General features: G+C 53.0%; 21 protein-coding genes. 4 read left to right on the top strand and 17 right to left on the bottom strand.

Translation table 11 applies throughout. The features are described 5' to 3' along the window. The first annotated feature begins 51 nt into the window (after positions 1 to 51). Positions 52 to 1,008, top strand: a complete 957-nt coding sequence (locus tag PDUR_RS07360; RefSeq protein WP_179945184.1) for an alpha/beta fold hydrolase — start codon at positions 52 to 54, stop codon at positions 1,006 to 1,008. Between the two features lie 234 nt (positions 1,009 to 1,242). Here the strand turns inward: PDUR_RS07360 and PDUR_RS07355 are convergent, their stop codons facing one another. The 6 genes from PDUR_RS07355 to recQ all read right to left on the bottom strand — a co-directional run bounded on the left by PDUR_RS07355 (position 1,243) and on the right by recQ (position 6,681). Further along, on the bottom strand, positions 1,243 to 1,497 hold the full coding sequence (locus PDUR_RS07355) for a hypothetical protein (protein ID WP_042205703.1): 255 nt from the start codon (positions 1,495 to 1,497) through the stop codon (positions 1,243 to 1,245). Positions 1,498 to 1,738: 241 nt separating this feature from the next. Further along, a complete protein-coding gene (locus tag PDUR_RS07350; RefSeq protein ID WP_233277551.1) occupies positions 1,739 to 2,317 on the bottom strand; it encodes a nucleotidyltransferase family protein in 579 nt (192 codons plus the stop codon). Positions 2,318 to 2,322: 5 nt separating this feature from the next. Next, positions 2,323 to 2,502: an N-acetyltransferase gene (locus PDUR_RS29725; RefSeq protein ID WP_233277496.1), complete on the bottom strand. Its 180-nt coding sequence runs from the start codon at positions 2,500 to 2,502 to the stop codon at positions 2,323 to 2,325. After that, positions 2,496 to 2,858 (bottom strand): GNAT family N-acetyltransferase, encoded by a 363-nt coding sequence (locus tag PDUR_RS07345; RefSeq protein ID WP_052410108.1) that lies wholly within the window; start codon positions 2,856 to 2,858, stop codon positions 2,496 to 2,498. The genes PDUR_RS29725 and PDUR_RS07345 overlap by 7 nt, the downstream gene beginning before the upstream one ends. A 76-nt stretch (positions 2,859 to 2,934) precedes the next feature. Then, positions 2,935 to 4,821, bottom strand: a complete 1,887-nt coding sequence (locus PDUR_RS07340; RefSeq protein WP_042205701.1) for a B12-binding domain-containing radical SAM protein — start codon at positions 4,819 to 4,821, stop codon at positions 2,935 to 2,937. A gap of 15 nt (positions 4,822 to 4,836) precedes the next feature. Then, positions 4,837 to 6,681 carry a DNA helicase RecQ gene (gene recQ, locus PDUR_RS07335; protein WP_042205700.1) on the bottom strand — a complete coding sequence of 615 codons (1,845 nt, stop codon included), beginning with the start codon at positions 6,679 to 6,681 and terminating at the stop codon, positions 4,837 to 4,839. 136 nt (positions 6,682 to 6,817) lie between these two features. Between recQ and dhaS the strand changes: the two genes are divergently transcribed. After that, positions 6,818 to 7,387: a dihydroxyacetone kinase transcriptional activator DhaS gene (gene dhaS / locus PDUR_RS07330; RefSeq protein ID WP_042205699.1), complete on the top strand. Its 570-nt coding sequence runs from the start codon at positions 6,818 to 6,820 to the stop codon at positions 7,385 to 7,387. Between the two features lie 223 nt (positions 7,388 to 7,610). Beyond that, on the top strand, positions 7,611 to 9,191 hold the full coding sequence (locus tag PDUR_RS07325) for an oleate hydratase (protein ID WP_042205698.1): 1,581 nt from the start codon (positions 7,611 to 7,613) through the stop codon (positions 9,189 to 9,191). Positions 9,192 to 9,290: 99 nt separating this feature from the next. Here PDUR_RS07325 and PDUR_RS07320 read toward each other — a convergent pair whose 3' ends face one another. Further along, a complete protein-coding gene (locus tag PDUR_RS07320) occupies positions 9,291 to 10,007 on the bottom strand; it encodes a DsbA family oxidoreductase (RefSeq protein WP_042205697.1) in 717 nt (238 codons plus the stop codon). Positions 10,008 to 10,459: 452 nt separating this feature from the next. After that, the gene (locus tag PDUR_RS07315; protein ID WP_042205696.1) at positions 10,460 to 11,140 is read right to left on the bottom strand and encodes a DUF559 domain-containing protein; all 681 of its coding nucleotides are present in this window, start codon (positions 11,138 to 11,140) and stop codon (positions 10,460 to 10,462) included. Positions 11,141 to 11,406: 266 nt separating this feature from the next. Here PDUR_RS07315 and PDUR_RS07310 point away from each other — a divergent pair, with 266 nt between their 5' ends. Then, the gene (locus PDUR_RS07310) at positions 11,407 to 12,519 is read left to right on the top strand and encodes an FAD:protein FMN transferase (RefSeq protein WP_042205695.1); all 1,113 of its coding nucleotides are present in this window, start codon (positions 11,407 to 11,409) and stop codon (positions 12,517 to 12,519) included. 324 nt (positions 12,520 to 12,843) lie between these two features. Here PDUR_RS07310 and PDUR_RS07305 read toward each other — a convergent pair whose 3' ends face one another. From PDUR_RS07305 to PDUR_RS07265, 9 genes are all read right to left on the bottom strand, one after another. Next, entirely contained in the window at positions 12,844 to 13,866 is a 1,023-nt protein-coding gene (locus PDUR_RS07305) for an anti-sigma factor (RefSeq protein WP_042205694.1), read from the bottom strand. Further along, the gene (locus PDUR_RS07300) at positions 13,867 to 14,361 is read right to left on the bottom strand and encodes an RNA polymerase sigma factor (protein ID WP_042205693.1); all 495 of its coding nucleotides are present in this window, start codon (positions 14,359 to 14,361) and stop codon (positions 13,867 to 13,869) included. Between the two features lie 408 nt (positions 14,362 to 14,769). Beyond that, entirely contained in the window at positions 14,770 to 15,816 is a 1,047-nt protein-coding gene (locus PDUR_RS07295; RefSeq protein ID WP_042205692.1) for a Fic family protein, read from the bottom strand. 351 nt (positions 15,817 to 16,167) lie between these two features. Then, entirely contained in the window at positions 16,168 to 16,878 is a 711-nt protein-coding gene (locus tag PDUR_RS07290; RefSeq protein ID WP_042205691.1) for an HAD family hydrolase, read from the bottom strand. 67 nt (positions 16,879 to 16,945) lie between these two features. Continuing rightward, positions 16,946 to 17,401 carry a GNAT family N-acetyltransferase gene (locus PDUR_RS07285; protein WP_156130673.1) on the bottom strand — a complete coding sequence of 152 codons (456 nt, stop codon included), beginning with the start codon at positions 17,399 to 17,401 and terminating at the stop codon, positions 16,946 to 16,948. Positions 17,402 to 17,492: 91 nt separating this feature from the next. Continuing rightward, positions 17,493 to 18,032 (bottom strand): GNAT family N-acetyltransferase, encoded by a 540-nt coding sequence (locus PDUR_RS07280; protein ID WP_042205689.1) that lies wholly within the window; start codon positions 18,030 to 18,032, stop codon positions 17,493 to 17,495. Between the two features lie 6 nt (positions 18,033 to 18,038). Then, on the bottom strand, positions 18,039 to 18,545 hold the full coding sequence (locus tag PDUR_RS07275) for a metallophosphoesterase family protein (protein ID WP_042205687.1): 507 nt from the start codon (positions 18,543 to 18,545) through the stop codon (positions 18,039 to 18,041). 181 nt (positions 18,546 to 18,726) lie between these two features. Then, entirely contained in the window at positions 18,727 to 19,905 is a 1,179-nt protein-coding gene (locus PDUR_RS07270) for a polysaccharide deacetylase family protein (protein WP_052410107.1), read from the bottom strand. 190 nt (positions 19,906 to 20,095) lie between these two features. Continuing rightward, entirely contained in the window at positions 20,096 to 20,356 is a 261-nt protein-coding gene (locus tag PDUR_RS07265; protein WP_036600255.1) for a YqkE family protein, read from the bottom strand. Between the last annotated feature and the right edge of the window lie 31 nt (positions 20,357 to 20,387).

Genomic DNA, 20,387 nt, shown 5'->3' with positions numbered 1-20,387 from the left:
TTGAAGCTTCTCTCAGGTCGCCCTGCCGCTTGTTATTAGGAGGAACAACTGGTGACGGAATATTCCTTTATGATGACCGATCCTCTCGGAGTCCCGATACATGTGTACGAATGGCTGCCGGAGGCGAAAGGCCCCGTGCGGGGCGTCCTTCAAATCTCGCATGGCATGTGCGAGACGGCCGCCAGATATGCCCGCTTGGCTGAACGGTTGAACGCAGCGGGCTACGCGGTATATGCGGGAGACCACAGAGGACACGGCAGGACTGCGGGACAAATCGATTTGCTCGGTGATGCTGGACAAGACGGCTTTTATTGGATGCACCGCAACCTTCTCCAGATTGCCGCAATCGCGTCCGGCAGGCATCCGGGAGTCCCCGTATTTCTGCTCGGGCACAGCATGGGCTCTTTTCTGACGCAGAAGCTGATGTGCTCGCCGGGGAGCGAAAGATACGCAGGCTATATTCTGAGCGGAAGCAACGGTCCCCGCGGGCTGCTGCGGCTGGGAGAGACGCTCGCAAAAGCTCAGCTGGCGCTTATGGGCGAAAGGCACCGCAGCGTGCTGCTGAACGGCATCGTGTTCGGCCCTTACAACCGTTCGTTCTCCCCCTCCCGCACCGCTTTCGATTGGCTGAGCAGCGACCCCAAGGAGGTCGACCGGTTTGTAGATGATCCGTTCTGCGGGGCGATCTGCACGACCCGTTTCTTCCGGGATTTCTTCCGGCTGCTGCAGGATATTCATACCGGAGCCGTGCTGGGTTCCTTGTGTAAGGACAAACCGGTATATTTGTTCTCCGGCGAGAAGGACCCGGTCGGAATGAACGGCCAAGGAATCCTTCGGCTCGCGGAGCTGTATCGGAAGCGCGGCGTCAACGATCTGGAAGTGAAGCTGTATCCGGATGGCCGGCATGAAATGCTGAATGAAAAGAACCGTGACCTGGTTACAGGGGATCTGCTCGATTGGCTGGTTCGCCATCTTCCCCCGGGGCAGGATCTCCTTCGGACGCAATAGGAAATAGCCGTATGAATACACAAAGACAGGCCTCGTCCGTGTTGGCGAAGGACCTGTCTTTTTTACGATTATCCAAAAATATGCTGTTATTTCCGTCCCACGTACAGGCCGTGGTTGCTGATGCCAAGAATGGAGAAAAAGTCCTCATCCGCCGAGCTGATTCTGCCCTACCGTCCCAGCGCCAAGGTTCAGTATTTTATGCTCTGCCGATATGTATGGGTCCAGGATATCAGTTTATTTGGTTCTTTTACGTCTCACTCTGCTGCGTTTTCTCCTGCGGATACGGATAATACATACCTTGCTGGAAGTGTGATAGACCAGCTTTCCGGGTCCGGCTTGATCAAATTCCGTACGGGCATCTTCGTCTGCAACCGCGCGAATCGGCTCGACCTCATCTATAAATCTTCTGGTGCCCTCCTGATGAAATTCAAGGACGGAGAACAAAACAAACTGGTTGGGAAACAGCTGCCTCATTTCTTGCCACTTCATTCCGTAATCCTCCCTTTTTGCCGGTGACCCTCACGTATTAAGGACCGTTATATTCTCAACCGAGATGAACACAGTTTACCACCTTTTGGGACATGTTTATAGCTTGAAGAGCGGAAAAATGGAGGAATCCGGAAAGCCGGGCGGCGCTGCTCAGGATCAGCTCCATCGCCTAAAGAGCAGGAAAGCCTGCTGGGAATGAGTCCGCATATGCTGGCTGCCGCCAAAAAGCCGGGATCAGGCGTTAAGTCTGCCACGGCATTACAGTAAGCTCCGGCCATCTGCTCTTCCATTTCTCCGCCTTGGCGAAATACGCGCTTTCCGTAACCAGAGACTTGTTCGGCCTGACGATCAACCGGAACAAGTCCTCCAGGCCAAAAGGCGCGTAGACCTGCCAGCTTCCGTCCGCCTCTTTACGAACCCCGAGTGATGAGGCTGTTGTCGGCCAGCTATCGATCGCCGCTTCCAGTGAAGCGTAAGGAGTAAGACCGACGCCGAACCGGCCGGGATACCACAGGTGAACACGGGCCTGATTCTTGATGTCGACAGGAAAGGGAAGCTCCGCAAAAAGACGCTTTCCCTGCTCCACCACCTCATTCTCCGCTTCATAGCTTAGGTCCGCGTCATCGAAATAGACGATATCGACATCCGAAATCCCGTGCATCGGCGGCCTGCCCGTCAGCTCGTTCCAGACCGTCTGCACCAGGCAGCCCGCCCCGATATAATACGGATACGGACCGAGACTTCCCGCCCGTTCGAACAAATCCCCCAACCAGCCGCTCCGTTCAAAAATGCCGGTCAGCCGGTCCCGCAGCTCCTGCATGTGGGTCACCGCCATTCCTCCTCGCGGGATGTGCGGGCATGGATAACGCCGGCTGCACCGGGCAGCGGGTATTGCAGTATTTTTTGCGGCCCTTTGGGACCCATCCGCCGCAGGCCGTTGTCCCGGAAGCCCGCCGATAAGTAAAGCCGCAGCGCGGAGCTATTTTCTTCGTTTACACTCAGCACGATTTCATCCGTACCGGGATATCGGGCGGCGATGTAGAGGGCAGCAGTCTGAGCGCCGCCTTCGCGTAGCCCTTCCCCTGGCTCGCGTAATCAATGAGGAATGCGCGAAACAGCATGGCCCGGGAACCGTCGCTGTAAACATCATTAATTCCTTCCCAACCATGGAGAACAAAGAATCCCACGGCCTTCTCCCCATCCAAAACGACCACAGGATGCCGGTTAACATCCCGGAGGGCGGGTTCCAGCGTATCAGCAGGCATTCCCGTGAACTCCTCCTGCTCCTTCGGAAGGAAGAACGTAAGCAGGCTCTCCTTGAATTTGTCCTCATATTCGGCAAGTCGAACTGTACCGCCCATCGGCATGAAGCCTCCTTATGTTCCCTTAACTTAAGAAGTGCGAATTGCTCTAGCGGTGACGTCCTTTGATCCTTTGCTACTGGAGAACCCGCTGAACCGGCAGATCATACACTCTAGGCTTCTGACTCTCATCCTGCTGGTACAGCACAAGCAAGAGGGTGCTTTCGCCATCCTGCGGCTGCATTCCGGCATCCACCGCAGCCGTTTTCGCTCCCCCGTTCATCCCTGCCGGAAGTCCACCAATAGAAGACAGCGCCTTCGCCAACGAGAAAGGCAAAATCTCCAGCACCGCGTATTTTTGCAGCTCCCGCTCGTTGATTCCCGCCGCCTGTATTCCCGCTGCCGGAGCTCCCGCAGCCAAATTCCCTGCCGCTTCGCCGGACACCGCTGCCGGGGTCCAAGGGTCGCCAAGAAGCTGAGGGCGCTCGGCAATCTCCCGGAGATAGCGTCCCCATTCATTTTTGCCGAGTACCGGCTCCCACCACACTTTGCGCGGTTTGTACTTGTGGCCAAGGAAATAATCGAGCTTCATAAGGCCCGTGATGATCTCCATCTCCGGCGTGCCGCGCTCCAGCAAAAATTCGTTCAGCCGGGTGAACAGATCCTCCAGCTGGTGCCCGATCTTTTGCCAGCCACGCGCTTCCCAGTAATCACCGAATTCCTGAAAGAAATCGAACGGGGACGCAAAAATATGACGGAACAAATACTTCACGGTATGGTCCAGCCGGTGGCTGTTCCAGTATTTCTCCAGCACATCTTCCAGCCGCTTCAGCCGCACGATGTCCGAGAACGGCATTACATGGGTACTCAAAATTTCATACGGCGCATGCTCCATATAGACATAATCATACTTGGCCGCCTGGGCGCGCAGTCCGGTGCCGCGCAGCATTTTGAGAAAGCCGAGCTGCAGCTCCTCCGGTTCCATGGCGAACACATCGTTGAACGTTTTGCGGAACGTCGCGTAATCCTCCATCGGCAGGCCCGCGATCAGATCGAGATGCTGGTCGATATTGCCGCTCTCCTTGATCTTCATCACCGTGCGGGACAGCTTGGCAAAGTTCTGGCGCCGCTTGACCAACTCGTTCGTCTCGTCATTGGTGGACTGCACGCCGATCTCGAAGCGAAAAATGCCGGGAGGCGCATTGTTCGCCAGGAAGTCCAGAACCTCGGGGCGCATAATGTCGGCGGTAATCTCAAACTGGAACACGCAGCCTCCGTGGTTGTCGATCAGGAACCGGAACATTTCCAGCGCGTACTCGCGGTTGATGTTGAAGGTGCGGTCCAGGAACTTGATCGTTTTAGCCCCATTCTCAATCAGATACAAGAGATCCGCTTTAACCCGCTCGATATCGTAATACCGGACGCCCACCTCGATGCTGGACAGACAGAATTGGCAGTTGAACGGGCAGCCCCGGCTGGTTTCAAAATAGGTAATTCTTTTGCTTAAATCCGGCAGATCCTCCGGAAAACGGTGCGGCGTGGGCAGCGTGTTCAGATCACTCTTCGGGCGCGGAGGGTTCACGATTATTTCTTCTCCCTTGCGGTAAGCGGCCCCGTACACAAAATGAAACTTGCGCCCGTCCCGCAGCTCCTGCAGCAGGTGATGGAACGTCTCTTCCCCGTCGCCGCAGACGATGAAATCGATGCCCGGCTCACGATTCATCCAGTACAGCGGCTCATAGGACACTTCCGGTCCCCCGAGGACGATGGAGACATCCGGCATGATTTTCTTCAGGATGCCAATCAGCTTGACCGTCTCTTCGATATTCCAGATGTAGCAGGAGAAGCCGATCACATCGGGCGATTGCCCAAACAAATCCGAAGCGATGTTCATCACCGGGTCCTTGATCGTGTATTCCGCCAGACCGATGTCGAATTCATGCTGACTGTAAGCCTTGAGCAGACGGATGGCCAACGAGGTGTGAATATACTTGGCGTTCAATGTGGCCAGGACGATCTTCATGCTGCATATGCCCCTTTACGATTCATTGGAATACAATTCGCTTTGAAAAAAATCCAGAAATTCCTTCCCATACTTCCGGTATTTCACTTCCCCGACGCCCTTTACCTTCATCATTTCTTCTTCCGTCTGCGGGGCTGCCACGCTCATCTCCCGCAGCGTCGCATCGTTGAAAATAATATAAGACGGCACATGCTCCCGGCCCGCCAGCTCGCGGCGGATCAGGCGCAGCTGCTCAAACACCGTCTCGTTGACGGCCGACGGCGAGAGATCGCGGCTGCGGCTGCGGTCCCTGCCGCCTGCGGACGGCCTGGACGGCCGGACAACACGCTGCAGCACCTGCTGCTGCCCGCGCAGCACCTCGGCGGCCGCCTGCTGGAGCCGCACAACCGGGTACTGGCCTTCGGACAAGGCCAGATAACCTTCGGAAATCAGCACATTGACGATTTCCGTAATTTCTTTCTCGGTGCGGCCGGACATCGCGCCATGGGTCGGCAGCTTGTCGAAGCCGTACTGCAGCACCTTCTGGCTGCGCGAGCCCTTCAGCACGGACGACACCAGTGCCACGCCGAAACGCTCGCGCATCCGGTGGATGCAGGAGAAGATCTTCTGCGCGTCGATGGTCATGTCGACAAGCTCGCGCTCGTCCGTGCAGGAGCTGCAAATGCCGCACGGCTTGTCCCCGTGGACTTCGCCGAAGTAGTCCAGCATAGCGCTTCGCAGGCACCGGGTTGTATAGCAGTAATCGATCATCTGCTGAAGCTTGCGGTAATCGTTAGCCTTACGCTCCGAGTCCTGCGGGTTCTGCTCAATCAGGAACTTTTGCGTCATGATATCCTGCGCGCTGAACAGCAGGAAGCACTGGCTCGGCTCGCCGTCCCGCCCTGCGCGGCCCGCTTCCTGGACATAAGCCTCCATATTCTTCGGCATATTGTAATGGATGACATACCGCACGTTCGACTTGTCGATCCCCATGCCGAAGGCGTTGGTCGCGACCATGACGCGGATATCGTCGTACAGGAACGCTTCCTGGCTCTCCGCCCGCTCCTCGTCGCTCATCCCGGCATGGTAGCGGCCCGCCGCGAATCCGGCATTCCGCAGACGCTGGTACAGGTCGTCGACTTCTTTACGGGTAGCCGCGTACACGATCCCCGGCTGGTGGGCATGCGAAGCGGCATACTCCAGCACGAACTCCTTCTTGCTCTCGCCGCGCAGCACCGACATCGCCAGATTGTCGCGGCCAAGACCCGTCACGAAGACGCCCGGATCGCGCAGCCGGAGCAGCCTTCGCATATCCTCCATAACCTCGGGCGTCGCCGTCGCCGTAAAAGCCGCCAGAATCGGCCGCTCGGGAAGCTCCTCCACAAACGGCGACACCGCTAGGTAGCTGGTGCGGAAATCATGGCCCCACTGCGAGACGCAGTGCGCCTCGTCCACCGCGACGCAGGATATCGACAATTCCGCCATCTCCAGGCGGAACCAGTCCAGCTCCAGCCGCTCGGGCGCAACATAGAGCAGCTTCAGCTCGCCCCGGCGGGCGGCGCGGATGCGCTCGTTCACCTCTTTGCCGGTTAAGGTGCTGTTGATATAAGCGGCGGGAATGCCCGCCGCCGTCAGCGCGTCGACCTGATCCTTCATTAGAGAGATCAGCGGCGACACGACGAGCGTCAGGCCCGGAAGCAGCAGCGCCGGTACCTGATAGCAGATCGATTTGCCGCCACCGGTCGGCATAATGCCGAGCGTGTCGCGGCCCTCCAGGAGACTCGCGACGATTTTTTTCTGGCCCTCCCGGAAATCGGGATAGCCGTAATATTTTTGCAGCATGTCCTGCGCATATTCCATCGTAAGCTCTTGCGGATTCATAGTTCAAAACTCCTTAAACACTGTCTTTCTTTAGTTTACCGGACTTTGCGGCGAAGGGGCAACTATGCGGAACAAATGAAGCCCGTCTATTTATTTTTGAACGCTCGAAAGTTAAGATGAGGAAGAGGTGACAAAGATGTCCAATTCCCTGCTGACCAAGAAAGCGTTGGCTCATAGTCTCAAAAAGCGGATGGAACATACCCCGCTGAATAAAATCTCCGTAAAACAACTGGTGGACGATTGCGGGCTGAACCGTCAGACGTTTTATTACCATTTTCACGATATTTTCGAGCTGCTGGGCTGGATTTATCAGAAAGAAGCTGTCGACGGAATTGCCGATTACAGGGGCTACAGCACATGGACGGACGGATTTTATAAAATATTTCTGTATATTGAGAACAACCGTTCGTTCTGTCTCAATACGCTGGAATCGCTTGGGCGGAACCATCTGGACGCCTACCTTTACTCCGTTACGAATGATCTTATTATGGGCGTAATTAATGAATTGGCGGCGGGTATGCGGGTGAACGAGGATGACAAGCAATTTATCGCCAATTTCTATACGCTGGCGTTTACCGGCCTGCTTATCCAATGGATGAGAGACGGCATGAAGGAAAGCCCGAAGCTGATAATTGAACGTCTGAGCGTGCTCCTTGAAGGACAATTTATGAGAGCTCTGTATAAATACGAGAAACAGCTGTCTTAGCCTCCAGGACGGGATAGCTGTATTCATTTGACGAACCTCCGGGAATTCTGTCGCAAAACTCTACATTTCCGCTCAAGTGACCAATTTTTATACACTCGGCGGAGATTGACGATACCGTGCGCAGCGGACATGGATTACATTGAACATGTAACCGGCGTGCAAGTTTCCACGCTTTTGCGGGCGATGCACGGCAGAATTCAATATTCATGTGGAGGCGACTGTCGTGATACAGGAATACGAAAACAAACAGGTTTATTTTGTCGGCGGAGGCATCGCGTCCTTGGCGGGCGCCGCTTTTCTCATCAGAGACTGCGGCTTCCCGGGAAGCGGCATTCATATTATCGAGGAAATGAACATTCTGGGCGGCAGCAACGACGGAGCAGGCAGCGAGGAGCACGGCTATGTCATCCGCGGCGGACGGATGCTGAATGACGAGACATACGAGAATTTGTGGGATCTCCTGATGTCGATTCCCTCGCTGGACCATCCGGGAAAGTCGGTGCGGGAAGAGATCATCGCTTTCGACAATGCGAATCCGACGCATTCCAATGCCAGACTGGTGAACGCAAGCGGCGAAGTGGTTGACGTGCTGTCGATGGGCTTCGATATGGCCGACCGGCTCGCCATGGGCAAGCTGATCATTACGCCCGAGGAACAAATGGGCAAGGCGCGGATCAGCGACTGGTTCGGCCCGCATTTTTTCACGACGAATTTCTGGTACATGTGGGCGACGACGTTCGCGTTCCAGCCCTGGCACAGTGCGGTCGAACTTAAGCGGTATATGATCCGGTTCATGCATGAATTCCCGAGAATCCAGACTCTGGAGGGCGTAACCCGTACCCCGTACAACCAGTACGATTCGATTATTTTGCCGATGAAAAAATATCTGGAGGACCATGGCGTCGACTTCACGCTGAAATGCACCGTGACCGATCTGGATTTCAAGGAAGGCGACGGGATTACCGTTACCGGCTTGCATGTCATCCGGGGCGGAGCTGAAGAGTATATCGCCGTCAAGGAAGAAGATCTGGTCATTATCACGAACGGATCGATGACGGAAAGCTCCAGCCTTGGCTCGATGACCTCCGCTCCGCGACTGAACGAGAAAGGAAGCTCCTGGAAGCTGTGGGAACGGATCGCCGCGAAAAAGCCTGGGCTCGGCAATCCTTCCTCCTTCGACGACCATATCGACGGCTCCAAATGGGAATCGTTCACGGTGACGTTCAGCGATACGGTATTCTTTGATCTAATGGAACAATTCTCGCGCAACCGTCCGGGCACCGGCGCCCTGGTCACGTTCAAGGATTCAAGCTGGTTGATGTCGATCGTGCTCGCGTACCAACCGCATTTCCGGAATCAGCCGGAGCATGTCCAGGTATTCTGGGGCTATGGCCTTTATCCCGACAAGGAAGGCGACTTCGTGAAGAAGAAAATGTCCGACTGTACCGGGGAAGAAATCATGACCGAGCTGCTCGGGCATCTGCATTTCGAGGAGCACAAGGAGGCCATTATGGCGACGGCGAACTGCATTCCGTGCATGATGCCGTTCATCACCGCCCAGTTCATGCCTAGAGCCATCGGTGATCGGCCGAAGGTCGTGCCGGACGGCTCCACCAACCTGGCGTTCATCGGCCAATTCTGCGAAATTCCGGACGACGTTGTATTCACCGAGGAATACTCGGTCCGGACGGCAAGAATCGCTGTCTATACGCTGCTTGGGGTGAACAAGCCGATCGCTCCGATCAATCATTACCAGTATGATGTTAGGACGCTGTTTGCGAGCTTGGTCACTTCGTTCCGGTAAGGGTTTGGCTGAGGGAACTTATTCACTCTTCGACGATAAAAAGGGGAGGCGCAGCGCTGCGTCTCCCCTTCCACTTATTCGCGTTCGCGGCCCGCTGAGTTACACGCTGCAAGAGCCGTCCGCGCAGCCGTCACCGCCGGATGCTTCAGCAGAACCGCCGATTACCCGGAGCACGGGCGCTTCCTTCTCCTCACTCCAGACCTGATCCAGTACCTCGGAGAATACCGGTCCCGGCTGGGCTCCCGAAATCGCATATTTGCCGTTAAAAACAAAGAACGGAACGCCGGTAATCCCGAGCCGCTGCGCGGCCGCGATATCCGCATTTACTTCATCGGCGTTAGCGTCCGAATTCAGCACGGCTAGCGCCTCTTCCTTGTCCAGTCCGGCTTCCGCCGCAAGTGCCGCCAGCGCTTCATGGTCGCCCAAATTCAGTCCGTCCGTAAAATAGCCGTGCATCAGGCGCTCGGTAAGCTCCGCTTCAAGCCCCTGCGTCTTCGCATAATGCGCCAGTCGGTGGCCGTTATAAGTATTGGCGTGAATTACGGTGTCGAACCGGAAATCGAGGCCTACTCCCAGCGCCTGATCGGCAACCTGCGCGTTCATCGTCTTGGCCTGCTCTACGGTTATGCCGTATTTCGCGGCGAGCAGTTCATGTATGCTCTTGCTGGTCGGAGCAGCCTCCGGGTCAAGCTGGAAGCTGCGGTATTCGACTTCCACTTTGTCACGTTCGGGAAACTGGCTCAGCGCGTGTTCAAGCCGTCTTTTTCCTATATAACAGAAAGGACAGACGTAGTCGGACCATACCTCTATTTTCATTGGAAGACCTCCATTGACTGCTGATTTTTTAATACTCAATTACAATTATATAGTAAAATAGCGGAATTACCATCTTTATTAGGGATGACGTTGGGACAATGATATATATTTTTTACAGTTTACTTACGAACAACGCCGGGATAATAACGAGCATTATTTTGACCGAAAGGTCTTACTGAACTAGAAAATACGCCCGAACGGGAAGTTGCGACCTCCTTGGCGCTCAACATCAAGGGAACCGAAGTCAAGTTGGTGATTGTTAGTTCGGCATCTTGCAAGCCTGCTTGAGTGCAGGTTTTTTCGATCAAAAGTGCTTGTCAGCAGGAAAATCCTACTATTGTGCAGGAATTTAAAGCTGTGCCGACTGCATTTGAGGTAGAACGGGTGAGCAACTGTATTTTTGCAGGCATGCTATTCAGTGAAGTTCCAAGGCCGACAAAAGATGTACAATTTCAGGTTTTCTGCATCATCTGGTTCATCGCGCCCCGCTGTAGCTCGTACCGAACCACATGTTTGCCCGTCGCTCCGGTTACGGCGGTAAACCAACCCTTCTCGCAGAGTGCTTGCAGCATTCGAACCGCTGTGCGATGGTTGATGCTCAAATGAGTCTCCACATCAATGGGACGAAGGGGGCGAGCGAGCATACAGGCCAGACGAATGATTTCCCGTTCCGCCACACTGTGCAGGTCAACCGGAGAAGACTGCGGCTGAAAGCGGCTCAGCACCATGCGCAGAAGCGTGATGGTCCGCTCCGGATGATGAGCGACATCGTCGTAGGCAAAAGAGATCACCTGAAAACCCATAGCCGCTAAAAAAGTTTCCCGGTTCAGCTCGTTGCAATATTTTTTTCTGTCCATATCCGTGACGTGCGGACCGAACCCTTTGATTTCGATAATGAGCTTCGCAAAGGGCGTAAGCCAGGCAAAATCGCAGAAATAGGACAGCCCCCGCCAATCGAGAACTTCGTATTCCGGATGCAAATTATTAAAATCCCCCTGAAGCGGCCACCATATGTTGCAGCAGAATAACTTCTCGGCGTCCCGGTGTCCCCGCTCCAGACGGCCTTTTCGTTCTCCTGTTCTGCTCCGCGAATGGTATTCGATAAATGCCGCATGCGCTTCCTCCACATTCATACAGATCATCTCCCCCTAAAATGACAAAGAACGCCCCGGCCCATTCGGTGGAATGGATCAGGACGTTCTTCGTCTCATATTATGCAGTTTAACGTAAAGTTGAACATTTCGCCATTACAGCCTGATTGCCGGCAGATAATCGCTTACATACTATGACGGAAATTTAAACAGAAGCGCGAATTGTCTTTAAAAATGATACCCCGCCTCGTCCCATCTGAGTTATGATAGAAATGATGACCAAGAATCTACTTTATGGATGGTGGAACATGTTCAAGAACAAAATAACGGCGCTGCTCCTCGCCGCACTAATTATTATTATCGCCGCTGCCGCGGGAGCATGGCTGTTTATGGGCAATAAGGGAGACAATCAAGCCAACTCGGCGCAGAATACCGCCCAAGCGCCGGCTAAAGGTGAAACGAAGTCGCTTTCACAGCAATTTTATATTTACGATACGGTAGTGACTATCAAGATTTATGGAGACACGGTTTCGCAAAAAAATATGGACGATATCCAGCAGATGCTGGAACGGATGGATATGGAATTCAGCTGGACGAAGGAAGGCGGTGAAATCTACAACGTCAACCTTGCAGCCGGCAAGAATGCGGTTGCGGTATCGGACGAGACGCTGGATGCGGTGAAACAGTCGATCAAATACGCCCAGGAGATGGACGGCCTGTTCGATCCGACCATCGGCCCGCTGGTGGACCTGTGGAATATCGGCAATGGCGGAGAGAAGGTTCCTCCGCAGGCCGAGATTGACAAGGCGAAGCGCCTGACCAATTACAAGGATATCATCATCGACGAGCAGGCCAAGACGGTTAAGCTTGCCAAAAAGGGAATGGTGCTTGATCTCGGGGGCATTGGCAAAGGCTACGCCGCAGACCGGATCGCCGATTATCTGAAATCGCAGGGGCTGGACAGCGCGATGATCAACCTTGGCGGAAGCAGCATTATCGGCCTGGGAACCAAGCCCGGCGGCCTACAGTGGAACATCGGGCTGCAGGACCCCGACAAGAGCCGGGGCACCCAGCTCGGAACGATCAAGATCAGCGATGAAGTTATCGACGCGTCCGGTGTTTACGAACGGTTTTTCATGCAGGACGGCGTGCGGTATCATCATATCCTTGACCCGAGAACGGGCTATCCCTCGCAGAACGGGCTCAAGAGCCTGACGATCATGAGTCCGAACGCAACCGATGCTGACGCCCTGTCCACCGGCGTGTTCCTGATGGGATATGAAGAGGGGCTGAAATATCTAGAGTCGCTGCCGGAAAAGGTCGAGGCATTCTTTATTACCGACGATAATAAAATTTACGCAACCCCGGGTATCCGGGAAAGGCTTGTGCTGACGGACCCAACGTACAGCTTCGGGAATTGACGAAAGCGGCGGCTGTTCGTTCACCGGCACAGGAAGCGCCGCAGCGTTCGCGATTTGCATAGAAAGGGAGACCGGATTTCTGTTCCGGTCTCCCTTTTCTTGTATGCCGTCTTTGCCGTCGTTCAGGTTGCCGTCTTTAAATCCCCGGCTTGTCACCGACTTTAATTCGTATCATCCGGACCGCAAGACCGATCCATCCGTGTTTATTCCTGCTGGAACACAGGTGCCGTAACCGCACTCCGACTTGACCTTTCCGCACGCTCCCGTCATTTCATGCCGATTGAATCACCGCAATGAGTCAGGGAGTAGCTTCTTGTACCAAGTCTAATATCTGTCCACGACGGCGCCGAGTACGGCGGCGCGGACATAGGGCTGCCCGTTCAGGCTTTGCAGGCCCTTGGCGGTCCCAGTGACGACAACTCCCAGGAGGCGGACATCGCCAGCGTCCGGTTCGGCTTTATCTTTTTTCAGGAAATTATAGATACGTTCGTATTCGCTGTAGTATTTGCCTTTCGCCTGAAGGCCGTCCTTCAACTTCTGAATAAAATCTCCCGGCTCCGCCTTGTCGTAGTCCGGCCTGATTCCGAAACCGTACACTCCGAAAGACGGCCAAAAGGGCATTGGATAGTCAATGTTTCCGTTACCGTCCTTATAAGGCTTGAAATGAAAATTCGTCCGGTCATCATACGTATCAACCCAGTACCATACCGGCCTGACTCCCGCGGGCAGCATCGCCTTCACCTCGGCAAAGGAATAATCCTTGTCAAAGGACAGCGCCATTTCCACCAGTTTTCCAGATTCCATCTGCGAAAGTGCAGGAAGGTCGTTCAGCACCTTACCGTTATAATTCACTCCCGGCACAAAGAACGCCAGCTCCCTCTTTCCATTGTATCGGTTGTAACCCCGGTAGTACTCGTACCCCTGCGCCTTCATTTGCGGATCGGTTCCGGCCATGCCAAAGGTAGAGACATAGGTTCTATTAAAATCCGGGAAACCTATTACCTGATAATTACTCCAATATTCGTTCCAGGGTATGGGCACGCCCTCCACGATTTTATATGTGTACAGCTCCAGAACACCTGACAGGAATCCACTTTGATCTTTGAACCCTGATTCATACTCGTTTGGCTTGCTGATCGATATATACCCCCATTCGTCCATCGCTACCTTGTCCGCTTCGCGGCTGGTCAACTTAAAGGCGCCAAGCAAGATGGCAAAGATCACAATCAAGCATGAGACTAGGGATATAGCGATAATAACGAGATTTCGCAACAAAATTCTCCGTTTAGCTTTTTGAATGGTTTTCGTTAGACTTTGATCTTCCTGATCCTCCCAAGGAGCGGTCATTTATGCCTCACCTCCGTAATAGTGTTGGAACTGCTGCCTTGCGCGGTATAACGAAGCTTTTACCTTCCCCTCGCTAATGCCCAGAAGGGACGCGATCTCCCGATAAGACAGTTCCATTTCGTATTTCATCAATATCAGTTGTCTGTACACAGGATTCAGCTTCCCGAGAACGCGTTCGATCAAGTCTTTTTGCTCCCGCCTCAGCAGCGTCTCTTCCGGCAGTTCGCTCTCCGAAGCGGCATAATCCCCGGGTTCTTCGTCATAGTGAAACCGCTTCTGCCTTCGGCACAGATCATAATAGCGGTTGATCGCGGCCTTATATAGCCAAGCGCTGAACTTGCGTTCGTCGATCGCTTCAAGATACAGCAGCGCCTTGTAAACCGTGTCCTGAACAATGTCCTCCGCATCGGCGGCGCCAGCGCCCAATCGGATTAAATAACGGCGAATCTCCGCCATTTTTGGTTGAAGCAGCTGCTCCAGGTGCCCGGGCCCCATCCTGCACCCCCTTTCGGTGATATAACGATGCAGCAGCCGGAATGTTGTCGCTGTGCGGAATTTTTTTCATCAATACAAAAAAACACCTGCCAGATCACGCATCCCCCGTTAAGAGAGGAACATCGTAACCGGCAAGTGCCAATAGCCACAAGTATTTTAACGCAGGTGCGGCAGTCATTAAGAAGAAACGGCTTAAACGCTCACTTTTTAAGAGTGTCTTGTTATTTTTTTGTCAAAGCGGGTCGCCAATCGCCGGTAGTTTTTCACCTTGTTAAAGAAACATTTGACCAAGTGCCATTCTTTGTAAATGTTCTTATCCCATAGTTAAATCCATCTATGCGTTTTATGCTAAGAGAAGGAGATATATTCTATCTAAATTCCAAAAAATCCTAACCCCCAAATTAATCATTAATTCTTTAATTTCCATCGGGCATTTCTTCCTTTGGAGAGATTTTCAATTACACCATCACGGCTTAGTCTGTTAAGAACATTCCGGATCGTTGGAGCTGTAATACCTGGGCAGCGGTCCTCAATGTCAGCTACGCTAAAAACTGCTGTTAGATTTTTAATGATAGTTTCAACCTGCCGCGCTTTCCATCCTCTACTACGATCCAAGCTTCCAATTCGCTCTTCAAAACGTTGATACGCCTTGACCATGACAAATAGGAAATATTCAACCCAAGGAAGAATGTCATGTTCTCCTTCATGCCATCCTATAGAAGACTGATAAAGAGTTTCGTAGTAACGGTCTTTGGTTTCTTCAATGATCTTCTCAATACTTATGTAGCGGCCAACCTCATAACCGACTTGGTATAGTAGCATTAGTGTAAGCAATCGAGCCATTCGTCCGTTACCATCCGAGAAAGGATGGATACAAAGAAAATCCAAGACATACACGGCAATGAGTATTAAATCACTAATACTTCCCTGGTCTCTCTTCTGATTAAAAAATCGGTTAAGGTTAGCCATATATTGATCAGTTGCAAATGCCGAAACGGGATGAAAACGAATAACCTGCTCACCAGAAGGAAGCGACTCGGTGATATCATTATCAGCTTGTTTCCATCGACCACCTGAACCAGAAACATACTGCATTAAGTCCCGATGCATCTGCTGAATCACATTATTACTTACCGACATATGCTCCGCAGAGCTGTGAATCATTTCAAGTACATCCCGATAACCGGCGATCTCTGATTCCGATCGATCTTCCGGTTTTGCTCGTTCTTTAACTATCTGCTCTAAACGTTTTTGGGTTACAATAATCTTTTCAATCCGGTTTGAAGACTCCGTACTTTGGATGATTGCCTGGTTCTTCAGGGCAGTCAGTGTTTCAGGTGATTGTTGAAAATAAAGCTGCTGCTTACCTTTATATTCAGCCAATCGTAAAAGCGATTGAACAATTTTGTTACTCCAAGCCTTTGATTCTAGTTGTCCTGTTTTAAATGTAATCATGGATCAGCTCTCCTTATCTCTATATATTATACCATAAAATATATATATAAATACACAATTAAATTATGCAGTTCTCTTAAAGTGAAAATCGACAAGGTTACCTCTACAGGCGAGCCAAGTGGATCACTATTTTCTCATATTCTGTACATCTGCTGTTATCAGGACTTGTTATCTGATGTTAACAAGCCCGCGTAACCGGCAATAGCGAAACCCATGGAAGCTCTTTAGCATCCGCGAAGCGCTGTGTCGTATGAAATTATCAGGATATAAAAATAGCTGTCGAGACTTTCTCGACAGCCAGAACGGCCTGCGCCGTTTTTTTGAAAATAATCATTTGTTATAGGTCGTCCACTAAACAATCGACAACCCGGCAAATTCTTCGTAATTCCGGAAAATATGGGTCGGCGTATGACCGGCAATGAGTTCCCTTCCTCTCGGATTGTACCACCACATTTTCCAGCCCGCATCCAGCGCGCCAACCACATCGTTATGCCAAGTGTCGCCCACATACACGCTGTCTTCCGCTTTCGTACCCGTACTCCGGTTAACATAAGCGAAGATTTCCGGATTAGGCTTGGCAATGCCGACAGCATCCGAGATAAAGATCCGATCCGCAGGGATAAGCTTGTCCACGCCGAGACCGCGGATTTTGCTCATCTGATGATCTACCGGACCGTTGGTAATGATGCCGACCACATGGCCTTCTTCCATGAGCCGCGTCAGCTGCGGGAGAACGCCGTCAATCATCTCGATGTTGTACTGGCGGCTGATATAGCCTTGCTGCACAAGCGTCGCCTGCTCCCGGCTGAGGTGTATCCCGAATTCGCTGAAAGCGATCTCCATCCGCCGCACCCGCGTCTCGTCCAGGGAGAACTCTCCCTGCAGATATCTCGGCCATAGCTGGTCGCTGTGATATCTTACCCGGTCGAATAAATGCAGTACATCCAGCACGCTCTCGTCCGGCTTAATCACTTCCCGCACCGCGTTCCGGAATGGGACAAGATGATCATAAAGCGTATCGTCCAAATCAAAAAAAATTGCCCTTTTACCGCTGCTCTCCATTTCAACGCCCCTTAGCTTACGCTATTGATTAGGACAGGATGTAACCGCTGTCCCCCGGATATTATAGTCAGAAAAAAAGATTATAGCTGTAAAATTCGTCATCCTTTATATAGCCTTGTTTCTCATAAAGCCGCTGGGCGGTAAAGTTATCGGTCCAGGTCGTCAGCGTCAGTCCCTTTGTGCCGGTCTCCTTCGCAAATTCACGGGCCGTTTCCATCAGCAGCGCACCCGCTCCGCTTTTCCGCGCCGTTTCCGTAACGTACAAATCATTCAGAATCCACAGCCGCTGCATCGTAACCGATGAGAAAGAAGGATAGAGCTGCGTAAAGCCGACCGCGTGGTTGCCGCCTTCCCCATCCTCATGGACCGCAAGAAAAATAACCGATTCCTCCCTGCGCAGCCGGTCTTCCAAAAAGGCTCTGGCGCTTGCCCTGTCCGATTCCTGCCTGTAAAAAATCCGATACTCGTCGAACAAAGGTACGATCCTCTCCAGATCCTCAAGACCCGCCCGCACCGCAAAAATCCGTTTCACTTTTATCGCTCTCCTTTATCAACACCGTTATACCGTCATTCTAAGATTGGCCCTAAAGGTTTGCCATGGAGAAATTATCGCATTATTTAGACTTATCCCGGTCTGCCGCCGGCGAATCGTTCGAAAGGTCGATCCAGTATCGGCAGTACCGGTTGTCCAGCTCGGCCATACGCCCCCCGTTGTTCTCAATAACCCGCCGCGATCTGGCATTATCTTCGTTGCAGGTAAGGAGCGTCCGGCCGATGCCCAGCCCCCGCGCTCTGTCCAGAAGGCCGGCCAGCAGAGCCGTGCCGTAGCCCATTCCCCGCGCGGCGGGCCGGATACAATAACCGATATGGCCGCCAGTGACGCGCAAAGAGTCGGTCAGCCAGTGGCGCAGCTTGCCATAGCCTATCGGTCTTCCTTCCGCATACAGAAAATACAAGGTTTGGGGCACATGTCCCGGCGGAAGGCCGACCCCCGTGGAATAATCCCGCAGAACCGGAAGCAGTTTCAGGAATTTGGAGTATCCGGCAATATAGAGACTGTTGACAAACCCGTTCTCCCCGGCCCCGATTTCGCGTGCCATCTCATAAATCTCCTTGCTTTCAGGGACCGTCAGTTCACGCAGTTCCACCGCCATGCCGCCTCACCCTTTCGATTCGTAAAAAATATGGCGGGCTGCCATCTTCCCTCCCTCAATATCCAGCAGTCCGAATGAATACAGCTTCTCCCGCCGCTTGTCCGTCGGTGAACCCGGATTGAACAGCAATACACCGTTCTCGCTCCGCATCAGCGGCTGATGGGAATGGCCGAACAAAATACAGTCCAGGCTCTCACCGGCAAACGCCCTCAAGGCATTGCTGTCCGTTCCCCTCCCGGTATAGGGCCGATGTCCGTGAACCATGCCGATGCGCGCGCCCGCAACCGTAATGATTTTGCGCTCGCCGAATCGCTTCACAATGTCTTGCCCGTCGTTATTTCCGGCAATTCCGTCAACCGGCGCCAGAGCGGACAGCTCGTTATAGACTTCCATATCGACCCAGTCGCCCAAATGCAGAATCAGCTCGACTCCCGCCAGCCCCTCTATCAGCGCTTTCGGCAGTTTCTTCCCCGTCCCGGCCATATGAGTATCTGAAACGACTCCCACTTTCATTTTGCTCCGCCTCCTCTTGATTGGGATTTCATATTGTAAATTATTGTACGACGAAGACAAAGGTTCGTCCACTGAAGCGGAGCTAGGCTCTCAAGGCAAAAAATACCGGGCTGCCGCTACGGCTTCTATGGCAGCCATTGCCGAAGATGCCGAATCCTCCGGGCGTCCCGCCGAAGCCGCGCTAGGCATGATGACCCCCAGGCAGCGTCAGCTTTACCGTACCGTTATGCCGGTCATAATCCATCGCGATATGCAGCGACCGGCAAATGTCGTCAAGGGGAACCAGCAGCCTTCCATTCCTGAACTCCGGCTGGACACCCGCCAGAAGCACGCTGCGCCCGTTAACCGTCAATTCCCGTTTGGGCACAAACTGCCTGATCCAGCCGATCGTTTGCGCGGGAGTCCGCAAATTGCTGCCCCCGTTAATGCGGCCGGCATTCCGTTCACCTCTATCGGTCAGCCCTTCCTTCACAGTGAAGGTTAGAGGGATGCCGAGCGAAGCCGTAACATGAAGCACCTTGTCATTATAGGCCCCATACGGAAAAGCAAGCGCCGAATCAGTATTGCCAAGCTCTTCTTTCAGTCTCCGCTCCGCCAGTCCCAAATCTCCCTTCACTCTGCGGTAATATTCTTCGTTATATTCGTTCCGGTTCTCGTCGTTAATGTAGAGCTGCGCGACAAGCGCCGGCTCCTTCCCTCCTTCGGCGTCGACAACGTCATAGAAATGAAGATTATAGGTATGATTGTAGAAGCCCATGCCGAATTTTTTCATCTCCCGCATCTGCTGCCAGGTCAGCTTGGGCAAGCCACCCTTGCCGGGATTATCGACATCGGAGACGATGACGAAGTCCACCGCCGTATAGCCGTATTTTCGCAAAATCGGAAAGGCCAGCTTGTAGAAGCTCTCATAGCCGTCGTCAAAGGTAAGCAGCACGGCATTGTCCGGAATCTTGCCATTCTCAAGCATAAACCGCCGGTACTGTTCCATCGTAATTACATGATAGCCATCCTGTTTCAGCAGCTTCATCTGGTCACCGAACCGGTTCACCGACAAAATAGAGGGCAGCAGCGGTTTCCGGGATAGATGATGGTACATCAAGACTGCCACTTTATCTTTATAGTAGACCCCCTTTGGCAGAGGCGCCGGCCGATCCCAGCGGATATTTACGCCCAGAAGGCTTTCGGCGAATGTTTGCGGAACCAGCAGCTCATGATGCGAGTATTCGAGGGGACCGGATGATTTCAGCACCCGCCCGCCAACCTCAAAGTTGACTTCATGGGACTCTTGTCTGAACCCGAAAAAGACGGCTAAACCGGCCAGGATTGCAGCAGCCAATGCAGGGACGATTATTTTTCTCAACGCAGAACTCTCCTAACCAGCGTACAATCTCGCTTCCATTTGTATCCTTATCTTATTCCGCCTTCGCCCTTCATTAGGTAACAACTTTTTAATCTTTGCAGGGATATGCGCATGAAAAAGAAGCCGGCCGAGCATCTCGGACAGCTGTCTTCCAATCGGGTCGAAAAAGATTCGAAGCACCGTTAACCGGTTATTTGTATTTCCGCCAGTCCTGGCTGCTGTTCTCCAGCAAATGGGCAAAATCATTGTCCAGGCGCTTCTGCTCCGCCTTCCGCGCTTCCTCCGCCTTCTTGCGCTCCGCTTCTTTGCGGTCGTTCTCCTCGTTCTTCAGCTCATCGGCCTGAGCCTTCAGTTTGTTCAGTACTTCACTGCTCAGCAGGTCCTTCAAGGTTGCCGGAGCATCCTCTTTGCTCACCCGTGGAGCGTTCGGTAATTTCTTCTTTTTTGCCATTGCAATTTCCTCCTTGTTATGCTTATTTTTG

It is taken from the genome of Paenibacillus durus (assembly GCF_000756615.1).
In the GTDB taxonomy this organism is placed as follows: domain Bacteria; phylum Bacillota; class Bacilli; order Paenibacillales; family Paenibacillaceae; genus Paenibacillus_AQ; species Paenibacillus_AQ durus.
The sequence above is the reverse complement of the archived record's forward strand: the minus strand, read 5'-3'. Positions and strand labels throughout refer to the sequence as shown.